Here is a 12,657-nt window from a genome sequence, read left to right as displayed (position 1 = left end):
GCAGGCGCTACTGATAGTAGTTACAGCGGTCAAAGTGGAGATAAAAAGGCGAGGTAGCTCAGGTGGTTAGAGCGTTGGATTCATAACCCAAAGGTCTCGGGTTCAACTCCCGATCTCGCTACGAAATTAAAAAAGGCTTTCAGGCATATGCTTGGAAGCCTTTTTTACTATGACACAAAAATGAAATAAACTGTGTCTGAATTTAGAAAATGCATGTGCAGGCTACTTGATCCTTTGAAATAAATGTAGGGGCTGCCATTGTTATCAATCCGATTATTCTCTTATTTCAGATCTACTTTTATTATAATTATACCATGAAAACATTTTGTACCCTTATTTTTCTGTTAGTTGTTACCGCAGCATGTAATAATAAAAGCAACTATCGGAAGGCCGCAGAAGAAATAGTTGCCAATGTTCCGCCAACTGCAAATATGAACGTAGGTAAGCTGAACTATACCGTTTATATTCCCACTGGTTGGACAACCACACATCAGACCTTTAGTGGTATAGATTATTATTTTTTATCCGCGCCAAAGACGATAGACGATCCAAATACAAATATTAATGTGATCACTGAATATATGCAAAACCTGAGTTTGGATGAGTTTAAAGCAAAAACAATTGAATCTGTAAAACGTGCAATCCCTAGCGCATCTATACTCGCAGAGGGTGACATAGAAGCCAATGGATTAAAAGGGAGCTGGTATAGTTATTCTATGGAGCCTCGAAACATCAAAGCAACGTTGATCAGTTATATTTTCCCAAAAAATGGGGTAGCCTATATTATTACTGCTGGAACTCAAACAAAAGACGCTGCCCGATATAGAAGTACTTTTGATTCAGTGGCCAGGTCATTAAAGTTTAGCGAGTAGCTCATGGTCGTTACAGAGGGTTTACAAAAAAACGGAAATGACTTCCCTCTTTCCTCAAAGCTATTTCTGGTAATGTATTAAAATCTGGCAAACCGTCAATTACGAGGTTAGATATTCCGCCCGTTCCGGCTACGAATTTTAAAAGGCTTTCAGGCATCTGCTTGGAAGCCTTTTAAAATTAACAGACCTTGCGTTTGGCGTAAAATTTGCGACATATTTTTAATAAATCAGCACCCAGGTGTTCTGGAGGATGGTTTAGGGCTAGAAAGTTCTTTTTACTAGTATTCTATATTTGTTTAACAGTGATGTATGCTAAGCATGCAAAAGAAGAGGGACGTCAATTATTAAAAAACTGCTCTGTTGTTACACAACAGGTACAAATGAAAAAGGAGGTTACTATGGATAAAAAACAAATAAATGTAAATCAACAAGAGTTAAAATCTATAGAAACTAGCTCCAAACATCCTTTAAGGAATTAATTATATAAAGCTCCTTACGGAGCTTTTTTTTATTTTGTATAAATTTATTTTAGGGAGAAAGATTATTGAATATTACACAAGCTTTCAATATCTGGTTAGATATTCTACCATTTCCACCTACAGACAACAAGCCGCAAACACTTTACTACAAAGAGTTTTCGGCTTTTTTCATTTGAGCGCGGTGATGCAATATGAATGCTTATTTCTTAGCCCTTTAAAAAACATCTCAGCGAGGACTCTTCTCTTCAGGCCAGGCAAACCCTACTCCTCCGTGCAGGTACCTCTCCGTTTCTTGCAAATAAAATGTATTTACTCCCTGAAGCCCAACTCCCGCATAGTAAAGAAACTTATCTACATGTTCCTGGTATTCACCAAACTCACGATAGTCCCTATGTAAGGCAATTACTTCTTCCAAATCCGCATTATGAATACGGAGAGCCTCTGTACAAGCTTCTTCCAACGATAGATGATATTCCCGTTGCAGCACAAAGATCAGGTTAAACACTTCTGTTCCCTTTGCCATTTCCTTTGGCAGAGAATGAATATCGTTTTGCCATGCAACAACTCTGACAATCAGGGATATGATCTTTAGCATCACGGGATGCTCAATGATATRGTTCGGCAGAACAAGGCCGGATTCAATTTCACCAAAGATCAGATACGGACGCATAAGAACGGAAAACTCACGAATGACCTGGAAAAGGCTAAGGGAAGGGGGCAGATTGGTTACTTTAAAAGAATATTCTAATTCAATCCCATATCTGAAGGATTGATAAAAATAGTAGATGAAACGCTCCATCCATATTTCAGGCATGAAAGCACGGAATTCGTTTCTGAGGATCGCCAGATGTTGATAAAGTGCATTTTCATCTGGTCCTGGTTCATCACCTTTAAGAATAGCTGTACAACGGATCCGCTGTTGCTGGATTTCCTGAAGTGAGGAATCTTCCAATTGATCATCGAGAACAACATATTGGAGCATGAACCTATTGCAGGGAATAGCTTGCTCATACGTCAGGTCGGGCCACATACAGGCTGTACAGGCATGCAACCGCATCTTCTTGTATTTCACCTTTTGTTCGTCCGTCAGAAAGGTGTAATCATTATCGATCCAGGAATCCATATCCCTCCCCATTTGCTCTATATGCGAATTCACAAGATTGGGCCATGGATAATAATTTAGAGGAAGATAGTTGCTGGATTTGAATTCTTCAGGTCGCATATTATAGTTTATGTTTAGCGATAAATGTGCTGTCTTATACCCTGGACTCAGCTTGTGGAAGAGGCAGATTTCCATCCGCTTAATGTCATGCTGAAATAGTGCACCATGTTTACAACTGCATCCTGCCATGTTTCAAAATCTGGCAAAAAATGTTGAATACCTTTTACTACTTTATAATAAATGGCGCCTGTTGCCTATACTGACTGTATAGGCATTGAAGCATATCATCATGCTGTATTTTTCCTTAATCTTTATTTAGGACGTTGCTTCAAAAATAGAGAGGCATGCTGCAGTAAACATACAGTTGGTTCATTTATAATACATTAAAAAATCACTGTCGATTATCCCCTGCATTTCAGACAATAATGAAATCACGGGTTTCCAATGCCTCCCGTTGCCCCTACGAAATTAAAAAAGGCTTTCAGCGATGCTGGAAGCCTCTCTTAGTAATGATGTTGAAGATATGTTTAATGTCAATTCTTATTTGAGGAACTTGTGGAAAGAATTGACGGGTACTGATTTCATAAGTACTTCCTGAATGAAAAAATTTCAATCAGGAATAATAAGATTAGATGTTGATATAGTACACCACCCTGATGTCCCATTATTGATCATCTCCATTAACGAATTTCTTTCTGATTATTTTTTTGTAGTTGAAATTTCTACTTAAGCCTTCCTTCTAATTACTCTCTGATAAACTTTCATACATCACACTCAAATAATTGGTTATAAATAATTTATACAATATATTTGCATGAATTTTCAATTATTATACTTGCAAAGTAGGTTGTTTTGACCTATATTTGTAGATAGGAAGAAAAAGAGATGACAAAGCTAGAAGAACTCAAAAAGCATTTAAAACAAGGTCGGGTATATCGCCGGGCCGACTTGGCTCAATGGTCTAATGCCGTTGATCGTCACCTTACTGTGCTCTTACGTGAAGGATTTGTTGAGAAATTATCGACTGGTTTATATCACGTTCCTAAAAAGACGGTCTTTGGTGCTGCTCCTCCTGATGAAGAAAGATTAGTACGAAGCTTTTTAAAGGATGATGATTTCTTAGTGACCTCTCCAAATGCATATAATAGTTTAGGTGTTGGAACGACTCAATTATATAACAAGCGGGTTGTATACAACCACAAAAGGCATGGAGAGTTCCTGTTAGGTGGGAGAAATTATTTTTTCCACACTAAACATCGCTTCCCTAAAAAGCTCACTCAAGAATTTTTGCTTGTCGATTTAGTTAATAATTTAGATAGTCTGGCAGAAGATAAAGAGGAGCTTTTAAAAAATGTTTTGAAAAAAGCCTCTTCAATGGATCTTAAGCAACTAAAGCATTCCTTAGCTAATTACGGTAACATCAGAACTAAATCTGTATTAGCTCCGGTTTTAAATCAACAAAAAGTGCTTACCCATGTCATCTAATTTTCTTCATGAGCATAAAAACTTTGCGGATCTTCTAAGGATATTAGAAACAGAAAACGGAATTCTCGCTGGTCTTATTGAGAAAGACTACTGGATTATGCATGTTTTATATGGTTTGAAAAAGCAAGACTTTTCATTTGTAATGAAGGGAGGGACTTCTTTATCAAAGGGCTATGGCATTATTGACCGATTTTCAGAAGATATAGATATTCAAATATATCCACCAGATCACCTGGAGGTTATATCCGATCCTAAAAACATCAAAAAAGATGCGGTAAAATCGAGGCAGCAATATTACGACTGGCTTGCAGAACAAATCAAAATTGATGGGATTATTTCAGTCATACGTGATACAGCGTTCGACAATGAAAAAACGTATAATAGTGGTGGAATTAGATTGTTTTATAAAAATTTCACTGACAAAGTGCAAGGGGCCAAAGAGGGTATTCTTCTTGAGGTAGGATTTGATACAGTTACTCCCAACAACAACTTGACCATCAGCTCATGGGCATTTGATCGAGCTGTTGATAGCAGAATTAAGATGGAGGATAATCGCGCGATAGATGTCGCATGCTATCATCCTGGATATACTTTTGTTGAAAAGCTCCAAACTATCATAACAAAATTCCGGGTTGAGCAAGAAAAAGGGCAAGAGAAACCTAATTTAATGCGGCAATATTATGATATTTATTGCCTGCTTGACAATTCACTAGTACAAGAATTTATTGGCACAGAAGATTATAAACAGCATAAAAAAGCTCGATTTTTGGGCAAAGATAAAGGAGTGGTCATTGCTGAATGTGAAGCATTTCATCTTCGCTCACCAGCATTAAGAAATAGATTTAAAGAGCGATACGAGGCTACTAAGAGCCTTTATTATAAGGGGCAATTACCCTTTGAAGATTTGCTTCACAGAATCCAGAAGAATATTGAGCGGTTATAACGCTCGACATTAAGGAGCTTTATCTACTGACTTATCATCCAATTTATTCATGAGATCAGATTAAAACCTCCCATAGAACTTGTATTCTATGGGAGGTTCTGATTTTATACCTGTTTAATTTGCTATATCTGGCATCATAGGATCAAGTTGAAAACCTCAAGATTATCTTTTTTCAATATTCTCTAAATGCCCATACACTCGCGTTTGTCATTCTCAAATCCCCACTACACTACCGTTGAATATTATACAATACGCCATACACTCCCATTAGCTAATCTTCAATCTATCCCGAAAACTGGTTCCCCCGGATTATCTTATGTTTATAGTAATCAAAATAATCTCCCATGGCAAAACAAATGTCTATCCTTCCCTTTACGGGAAAACTAGGCCCTCTCATTGGGTATAAGCGCAATGGCAACTACTTCCTGCGCTCCATGCCTGAAAGCGTGCAGCAAACGGCTGCTACCCGCCGCGCATCCAGGCGCTTTGGCATCGCCAGCAGGAAAGCCGCTTTTATCCGTAAAGCGTTCTACCCCCACCTGGATATCCATTGTGATGGCGGCCACATCAATCGGCTTAACAAGCTACTCATTGCTGCCGGCGATCATCACGAGGCCATCACAGGCTTCCGCTTCAATCAGCCTACCGGAGTAGATCGTTTTTTTACGGTGGCTCCCCGGCTTCTAGCTAACGGGATATTAAAGATTCCCGCACAAACCATCGACGGGTATAAAGATATTGCTGCGCTGGAAGTAAAAGTGATCGCAACGCGTATTGATTTTACATCACGTCAGGTGGTGGGTAGCGAAACGGTTACGCTAAAGATAGATACGGATACCACTTTCCAGGAAACAAATGTTTCGCTGGATGTACCCGGAGAGGGTTCACTGGTAGTAGCTTTCCAGGTAAGAGCGATGTATAAAGATGGCCCATCCAGCAGCAGACAATATATGGCTGCAGATATTATTGCGGTGGCAGCGCCACAAGTACCCCAATATGTGAATAAACGTATCCACCCAAAKCGGACGAAATTGCTTCCCAAACTTACCTATACATACACATATCCATCTATCATTCAACTGGAATAAAGCGATCCTTGCCTCCGGAGATATTTTGATAAATAAACCTTTTATGCCTGCTTCCTTTGAATAGTATATTTCTTTCCGCAGCTACAGCCTGGTACTGAAGCAGCCCTGCTATGGCCAGTGCTGACCTTTATCCTTCTTCTGATTCAATTTCATCCCGGTTATACATCCGAGCGTCATCCCCGCATCAAGTCCACCTCTCCTGCGGTGCTTCTATAGGTGCATAGCGGGTGCTAAGCATTGGCTACTCATCTTCTAAGCGGCTGTACACCATAGTCAACCAAATCAATATGTGGATGCTTTTGACTTGTTCTATAAATTCATCATGGAATATGGGCTACTCAATAGGGTGGTACAATTGCCCGTTCTTATTGCTTTAAACTTTCCTTCTTAAGCCTAATTCGTAGTTCCATTTTTTCATGGAATGTGTATTAGAGTTACATTTATTTCATTAGTACTAGTAGGAATTACCTCAATTTCAAAATGGATTATCAGGTAAAAAATCTTTAGGTGAGCATTTAAAAACTTTAGCCAATTCATTAAGATGACGGATATTATATTTATCCCTCCGCTTATTGCTTTCTACGTTGGAAATAAAGCTATCTGCCATTCCTAAATGTTGGGATAGATCAATCTGTCTTATTTTCTCCTTCTCTCTCATCTCTTTCACCTTTTTAATAACGAATAAATCTACTTCCGTGGCGTGTGGCTTGCTTTCCATATTCATTTTGAGAGTAAAGCAATGCCTATTGAAATAAAAAACCAACCGGACATGTCCGGTTTTGTATTATTTCCCTATATTTGTTAAAATGATTTCGAACTTATGAATACATCATAGTTTATTACTCTTGCGGGATAATAAAATACTAAGCGTGTTTGTATTGGTCTCTTTACTCAACATCATGACCTTGCAAAATAGGATCTCACCTACACCATTTTTTATACCCGTTAGTTTACAAGCCTCTTCTTCTCCTTTCATTTCTCTTTAACCCTACAATTATTAAATAATGCAAAAAGATATTGTAATTCCAGTTTCGACAAACAATTCAAATGCAGCACTAGCGCTGCATACCCTGTTCAGCCAATTACCAGTAATATTCCGGGAGCATGTATGTGAAGAGTGTAATTGGAGCACACCAACATTTTATAGAAAAATAAGAATAAAAGATGTTGTGAATCCCGAAAACCCGAAGCAGGTAATATCCGCCATCAGCAAGGCGGAGAAAGAAAAGATTATAGAAATAGCGGGGAAACTATTTGAACAAATGGGATTGCATATTAGTAGATATGATCTCAAAACAACTATCAATAATAATTAACAGTTTTAAAACAATCTTCATGACTGACAAGGAATTTCTTACAAAGGCCTGCGCAGACATAGAGGCAAGAAATCTTTTCCTGAAAAAGGAAATTTCCAAAACTGAGAAGGAAATTAAAAAGCTGCGAAAAGAGGTGACGCAACTGAAAAAAATAAACGGACTTAAATGCTCCATGTAATTAAAATCCATGTTCACATTTAATCACCTCTGAGGTGATGCTTTTATTCGGCGACAAACGCCAGCAGGCGTTCGTCGCCGAATAAAAGTAAGATGAACAAATATCAGGTATCTCCTCCCTGTTTCTGCCCGCCCTGTTTATACCGTATCAACACCTTCAGGAATATCTTAAGCACAAAATAAGCCGTCACCCTGTTCTGATGCAGCGAAAATGACCGTAATGCCTGCTCCAGCGCCTGCCGGGGCCTATTATATTTATGATAGGCCATGTCTGATGTGTGAGCAAAATACAAAGACCAGTTGCGTTGTGCCTTTCGTTTTAGCTGCCGTTGCTGTTGTGCCGGCAGGTAAGCCTGTATGATGTTGATGGCCTTTGTTATATCCTTGATATGCTGACCTGACTGAAAATACCGGCTTGTAATGTTAGTGCTATGTACCCTGTAAGCAGCAAGGGTTTGAGGGGTATAGGCAACCGGGTAATGCGCGGCTATTCTCACCCACATCTCCCAGTCTTCTCCATAATGAATACCAAAAAATCCACCCAGATGTTCATATACAGCTCTCTTTACTACTACCGCCGGTGGTTGCAATTTTTGTTGCGTTGCAATGGCAGGCAACCAATCGCTGATAACGCCTGGCGCTGGCAACAGCGTATTTCCCGGCCACATAAAATTACCATCTTCATCGATATATGAATAGCCTGTACACACAGCGCCTGCTTCAGGATATTGTTCAAACAGTGATGCAGTAACCGCATACAGCCCATCACCGGCCATGTCATCACCATGCAACAGGTGTATTAACTTTCCCCTGGCGCGGTTTAAACATGTTTCAAAATTCCGCAGACTGCCACCATTCTCAGGCTGTTGATAAAATTCAACGCGGCCTTTGCCAATGGTGGCTACCAATGCCGCTACATCGGCATCCGTGCTACAATCGTCTACTACTTCTATTTGCATCAGCTCTGGACCTGGGTCCTGCATCAACACGCTTTGCAGCGTAGCCGCCAGATAACGGCTACAGTTATACGTAGGTATCATCACCGACCAGAGAGGACGATGTACTCCAGGAGCAACAGGTGGTATCAACGGCGGTTCATATGGTATCCGTTCACTCATTTTCATGCTGGTTTCTTTTAGTATAATAGGATGTCCAGTTGTTCAGGCCCTGCTGCAAAGCAAGTCTTTCCTGTTCATTTTGCAATGCCGGCAGCTGTTTCTGTAATACCTGGCGTGCCCATTTCAGCATACGCGTTTTATTCGTGGACATGTTCATATCATGAATTCGGTAGGCAGCAATTCTATTATTGTGATGAAAAACAAAAAGGTGTCGGGCAATGTTGAGGTTGAGATCATAATCTTCACAAACGCTTAGCCGCGTATCAAAATGAAAATGAAAAAAAAGATCGCGTCTATAAAGAATACATGACTCCATACCAATGTAATTCCCCTGCAACAACGACAAATATCCGTCACCATTATGATATACGGTGTTCAGGAAAGCGCCGGATTTATCCACGCGGTCATGTGCACCGGAAATAAATCCTGCATGTGGATATAGTTTGAAATAATACAGTTGCAGTTCTGCTGCTCCTGCATATAAATAATCATCTGCATCCAGGAAGATCAGGAATTGTCCTTTGCTAAGCTGTACCCCTATATTCCGGGCGGCAGATAATCCCACCCGCTCTACATGTCTATACGTAATCTGTGTTGAATAATGCGCGCACACTGCCGCTGTATTATCGGTGGATCCATCATCGATCACAATCACCTCTACCTGTTTCCAGGTTTGTCCGAGTCCACTGTCGATGGCCTGTTTCAGATACTTTGCATGATTGTAACAGGGAATAATAACAGAAACAATGCTGTGCTCAGTTATCGGAACGGGTTGTTGTAATGCAGATGGAAACACGGTAATATCCTGTCGTTGAAATTGTTTATGCGCATTATAAAACCGCCAGCCTGAATAGCAGCCTTTTATCTCCGTCATAATATGTCGGAGACTTTCATTGTGGTTGCGCTGCAGCCATTGTTTCAGTCGTTTGAGATAGTAGTGTGGCAACCCTTTGTACAAACGCCGCAGTTCTCCGCGTTGCTGATAGTTTTCATACTGTACCAGCAGTGCACTTACATGTCCGCGCATGTAGCTGAACAGTTGCTGACGCAGACCGGTATCGGATGACCGGTGTTCATGAAATACGTATAGTTCCGGTATATAATAACAGTTCCATCCTTCCGCCAGTACCCGGTACCACATCTCCGAATCGCCACTGCAGCCGGACGCCCCTACATCGAGTCGTTCATCAAAAAAACCGGCGAGCAGGAATGCGTCTTTTCGAAAGGCCATGTTGGCGCCGGCGCCCACATCCCATGCAGGCACCCCATAAGCACTGTGATCAAGAAAATAACGGTGATCGAACAGGCGAGGCAGATACCCTTTATTGAATCCCCATTTCTTTTCAAAAATATATTGTGCATAGGTATCCAGTGAGGCAGGGATCACCAGGCCTGTAACGGCCATTATCAGCGGATCGCTGAAACAGGCTTTGAGGTTAGCAATCCAATTGGCAGGGATCTTTACATCATCATCAGTATATGCAATAAGATCGCCGGTAGCCGTGCGGGCACCTGTATTGCGTGCAATGTCAAGTCCTTTCCTTTTTTCACGCACATATTTTACAGTTGGAAATTTACGTGTAACCTCATAAGTGGCATCGTCATCCGGTGCGTTATCAATGACCAGTAGTTCGAAATCCTGGTCCGTGCAGGATAACAGGGATTGCAAACAGATCGCAAGTGAATGCGGCCGGTTGCGGGTGCAGATCACTACCGACAACCTCCCCCCGGTATTGACAGTATGTAATGAAGAGCCATGCTCCCGGTAGTAGTCTAATGCCGGTTGGATCGCTACACGAAGCTTTTCACGCGCATCTTCCGGTTGAACGATCCAGGCATGCCCCAGCGGGATATCATTCCACCAAACCACCACATACTGATGGCCGGCAGTTAATACCAGGCCATCCAGTTCCGTGAGTTGTACGTGAGATATTTTATACAACATGCTGTTGATTTAAAATCACAGGAAAATCCGGGCGTACATACCCCATCCATTTCCCAAACCAGGCTGTATTTTCCCGATAGTCCTCCACATTAAATGAAAGACAACATTCAAAGTAGAAAAGACGCGTGGTGGTATCTTTTACAAATACGATGGAAAGGTAATAGGCCCCATCATTCAGGAAGTTACCTGGTATCCGGCATTCGCCAGTGATGATGCCGGGTTGCAATGGCGCTCCTTTTGACGCCACATCGAAAATGCATTCTCCGGCCATATTAAACAGGTGTATTCCGGCGATCAGGCTACCAGGATTAGGATCAGCATACCAGCACTCAAACCGGACGATAAAGGGCGTGCGGATATCGAACAATTCCGTGTCATATTCCAGGGATACTTTCTTTATCCTGATATAGTCGTTACCTGGCGCTGAATCCGGAGTATGATATTCCTGGTGAAGATAATCCGATTGCAGGTTTTTCAGGTAGCTGCCAATTACCTCTGCCGGGTTACCTTCGTTGATGAGCTGACCTTTATGTAAGGTGATCACCCGATCGCAAAGATTAAGCAGCGCCTGGGTATTATGACTTACAAACAATACTGTTTTTCCCTTGCGGCCGGAAATTTCTTTCATTTTGCCCAGGCATTTCCGTTGGAATTCCACATCGCCCACAGCCAGTACTTCGTCAACCACAAGAATTTCCGGGTTGAGGTGAGCGGCTACTGCAAAGGCGAGTCTCATGTACATACCGCTGGAGTAACGTTTTACAGGAGTATCGATGAACTGTTCTACGCCGGAAAAGGCAACAATTTCATCGAAGCAGGCCTGGATCTCACGTTTTTTCATGCCCAGGATATTCCCGTTAAGAAAAATATTCTCTCGTCCGGAGAGTTCTCCGTGAAAGCCTGAGCCCACCTCCAGCAAGCTTGCTACCCGCCCCTTACCAAATGCCCGTCCGGAAGTAGGTGCTGCTATGCGGGAAATGATCTTCAGCAGTGTTGACTTACCGGCGCCATTATTGCCAATAAATCCCATCACTTCTCCCTGGTTTACCTCGAAGCTCACATCCTTTAATGCCCATATCAGGTAATCTTTTGCCGGCTGCTTCTTCAGCCAGTAGCGGATATCTTCCCGCAAACGCCCGGCGCCTAAAGTGCCAAGACGATAAGATTTGGAAATATTTTCTGCTTTGATGGCGATCATATCACATCCATTACTTTTAATTCCTGTTTTTTAAATAAGGTGATGCCCACCAGTATCAGCAACAGCACTTCTCCACAACTAAAGAGCAGGTGCATAATATACACTGGTTCATTTGAAAAGAACCCTGCCCGGAAAGTTTCTATCACCGCTGTAAGCGGATTAAGCCAGAACAAAATCTGGTATTGCTCCGGCACAATGGAGGTGGGGTATACCACCGGGGTAGCGAACATAAAGAGTCGCAACAGGAACTGAAGGGTATAATCCAGATCCCGGTACCGGGCGGTGAGTACGCTCACAATCAACCCTGCTCCCAGTCCAAAACCTGCCGTAATCAACAGCAACACCGGCGTTAATAAGATATAATAAGTAGCTGTGATTCCACCCTGGGAAAAGTAATACAGGTATATGAAAATAAACAACAGCAGCTGGATGGCGGTTCTCACCGTGTGGGAGATCACATTACTGAGAGGTACGATGAGCCGGGGGAAATAAACCTTGCTGAAAACATTGGCATTTTGCAGGAAGGTGTACATGGTACCATTCAGGCAATCTGAAAAGTAACTCCAGAAGAGTATACCGGAAAGATAAAAGAGGATGGGAGGAATTCCGCTGGTAGAGATCTTTACTATTCTTCCAAAAACCAGGTAATATACCAATGTGGTCAGCACCGGTTGCAGAAATACCCAGAACGGACCCAGCAAGGTTTGCTGGTAGTTGGCAATCAGGTCTCTTCTGACAAGCCGCAGGAGCAGATCTTTATAATGCCAGATCTCCGACAGATGCCATTGAAACCATTTTGTGCCGGAGCTGATCTCCCAGTCCCAGGCGTCTTTATTTTCCATTGGTTGTATTGCTTTATATAGTTAATACGCTT

Annotated in this window: 12 protein-coding genes and 1 tRNA gene; 7 read left to right on the top strand and 6 right to left on the bottom strand. The window is 41.7% G+C overall.

Going from position 1 to position 12,657, the window contains the following annotated elements; genetic code table 11:
• Positions 1-47: 47 nt before the first annotated feature.
• Positions 48-121 (top strand) — tRNA-Met (locus tag AC1DCV_RS01100).
• 193 nt (positions 122-314) lie between these two features.
• Entirely contained in the window at positions 315-872 is a 558-nt protein-coding gene (locus tag AC1DCV_RS01095) for a hypothetical protein (protein WP_477021481.1), read from the top strand.
• Between the two features lie 705 nt (positions 873-1,577).
• Here AC1DCV_RS01095 and AC1DCV_RS01090 read toward each other — a convergent pair.
• Positions 1,578-2,474 carry a terpene synthase family protein gene (locus tag AC1DCV_RS01090; protein ID WP_477021480.1) on the bottom strand — a complete coding sequence of 299 codons (897 nt, stop codon included), beginning with the start codon at positions 2,472-2,474 and terminating at the stop codon, positions 1,578-1,580.
• Between the two features lie 924 nt (positions 2,475-3,398).
• On the opposite strand from AC1DCV_RS01090, the gene AC1DCV_RS01085 reads away from it, so the two are divergent.
• The 3 genes from AC1DCV_RS01085 to AC1DCV_RS01075 all read left to right on the top strand — a co-directional run bounded on the left by AC1DCV_RS01085 (position 3,399) and on the right by AC1DCV_RS01075 (position 6,029).
• A complete protein-coding gene (locus tag AC1DCV_RS01085; protein ID WP_477021479.1) occupies positions 3,399-3,998 on the top strand; it encodes a hypothetical protein in 600 nt (199 codons plus the stop codon).
• Positions 3,988-4,941, top strand: a complete 954-nt coding sequence (locus AC1DCV_RS01080; RefSeq protein ID WP_477021478.1) for a nucleotidyl transferase AbiEii/AbiGii toxin family protein — start codon at positions 3,988-3,990, stop codon at positions 4,939-4,941. The genes AC1DCV_RS01085 and AC1DCV_RS01080 overlap by 11 nt, the downstream gene beginning before the upstream one ends.
• 344 nt (positions 4,942-5,285) lie before the next feature.
• Positions 5,286-6,029: a hypothetical protein gene (locus tag AC1DCV_RS01075; protein WP_477021477.1), complete on the top strand. Its 744-nt coding sequence runs from the start codon at positions 5,286-5,288 to the stop codon at positions 6,027-6,029.
• Positions 6,030-6,504: 475 nt separating this feature from the next.
• Here the strand turns inward: AC1DCV_RS01075 and AC1DCV_RS01070 are convergent, their stop codons facing one another.
• Positions 6,505-6,747, bottom strand: a complete 243-nt coding sequence (locus tag AC1DCV_RS01070; RefSeq protein ID WP_477021476.1) for a helix-turn-helix domain-containing protein — start codon at positions 6,745-6,747, stop codon at positions 6,505-6,507.
• A gap of 286 nt (positions 6,748-7,033) precedes the next feature.
• Here AC1DCV_RS01070 and AC1DCV_RS01065 point away from each other — a divergent pair, with 286 nt between their 5' ends.
• Both AC1DCV_RS01065 and AC1DCV_RS01060 read left to right on the top strand, forming a co-directional pair.
• Positions 7,034-7,345 (top strand): hypothetical protein, encoded by a 312-nt coding sequence (locus AC1DCV_RS01065; protein ID WP_477021475.1) that lies wholly within the window; start codon positions 7,034-7,036, stop codon positions 7,343-7,345.
• 19 nt (positions 7,346-7,364) lie between these two features.
• On the top strand, positions 7,365-7,523 hold the full coding sequence (locus AC1DCV_RS01060; protein WP_477021474.1) for a hypothetical protein: 159 nt from the start codon (positions 7,365-7,367) through the stop codon (positions 7,521-7,523).
• Positions 7,524-7,626: 103 nt separating this feature from the next.
• Here AC1DCV_RS01060 and AC1DCV_RS01055 read toward each other — a convergent pair whose 3' ends face one another.
• The 4 genes from AC1DCV_RS01055 to AC1DCV_RS01040 are packed head-to-tail and all read right to left on the bottom strand — an operon-like array spanning position 7,627 to position 12,625.
• Positions 7,627-8,640, bottom strand: coding sequence for a glycosyltransferase family 2 protein (locus AC1DCV_RS01055; protein WP_477021473.1), 1,014 nt, complete (start codon positions 8,638-8,640; stop codon positions 7,627-7,629).
• Entirely contained in the window at positions 8,633-10,585 is a 1,953-nt protein-coding gene (locus AC1DCV_RS01050) for a glycosyltransferase family 2 protein (protein WP_477021472.1), read from the bottom strand. Before AC1DCV_RS01050 ends, AC1DCV_RS01055 begins: the two co-directional genes overlap by 8 nt.
• A complete protein-coding gene (locus AC1DCV_RS01045; protein ID WP_477021471.1) occupies positions 10,575-11,783 on the bottom strand; it encodes an ABC transporter ATP-binding protein in 1,209 nt (402 codons plus the stop codon). The genes AC1DCV_RS01050 and AC1DCV_RS01045 overlap by 11 nt, the downstream gene beginning before the upstream one ends.
• Positions 11,780-12,625: an ABC transporter permease gene (locus tag AC1DCV_RS01040; RefSeq protein ID WP_477021470.1), complete on the bottom strand. Its 846-nt coding sequence runs from the start codon at positions 12,623-12,625 to the stop codon at positions 11,780-11,782. Before AC1DCV_RS01040 ends, AC1DCV_RS01045 begins: the two co-directional genes overlap by 4 nt.
• Between the last annotated feature and the right edge of the window lie 32 nt (positions 12,626-12,657).

Source organism: Chitinophaga sp. 10T418, from assembly GCF_056394125.1.
Note: the sequence above shows the minus strand (reverse complement) of the source record. Positions and strands in the feature narration are given on the sequence as shown.

Excerpts from the sequence above, each read along its gene's own strand:
- AC1DCV_RS01080 (WP_477021478.1), top strand. The coding sequence starts at position 3,988 with ATGTCATCTAATTTTCTTCATGAGCATAAAAACTTTGCGGATCTTCTA.
- AC1DCV_RS01070 (WP_477021476.1), bottom strand. The coding sequence starts at position 6,747 with ATGGAAAGCAAGCCACACGCCACGGAAGTAGATTTATTCGTTATTAAA.
- AC1DCV_RS01050 (WP_477021472.1), bottom strand. The coding sequence starts at position 10,585 with ATGTTGTATAAAATATCTCACGTACAACTCACGGAACTGGATGGCCTG.
- AC1DCV_RS01055 (WP_477021473.1), bottom strand. The coding sequence starts at position 8,640 with ATGAGTGAACGGATACCATATGAACCGCCGTTGATACCACCTGTTGCT.
- AC1DCV_RS01085 (WP_477021479.1), top strand. The coding sequence starts at position 3,399 with ATGACAAAGCTAGAAGAACTCAAAAAGCATTTAAAACAAGGTCGGGTA.
- AC1DCV_RS01040 (WP_477021470.1), bottom strand. The coding sequence starts at position 12,625 with ATGGAAAATAAAGACGCCTGGGACTGGGAGATCAGCTCCGGCACAAAA.
- AC1DCV_RS01045 (WP_477021471.1), bottom strand. The coding sequence starts at position 11,783 with ATGATCGCCATCAAAGCAGAAAATATTTCCAAATCTTATCGTCTTGGC.
- AC1DCV_RS01065 (WP_477021475.1), top strand. The coding sequence starts at position 7,034 with ATGCAAAAAGATATTGTAATTCCAGTTTCGACAAACAATTCAAATGCA.
- AC1DCV_RS01095 (WP_477021481.1), top strand. The coding sequence starts at position 315 with ATGAAAACATTTTGTACCCTTATTTTTCTGTTAGTTGTTACCGCAGCA.
- AC1DCV_RS01060 (WP_477021474.1), top strand. The coding sequence starts at position 7,365 with ATGACTGACAAGGAATTTCTTACAAAGGCCTGCGCAGACATAGAGGCA.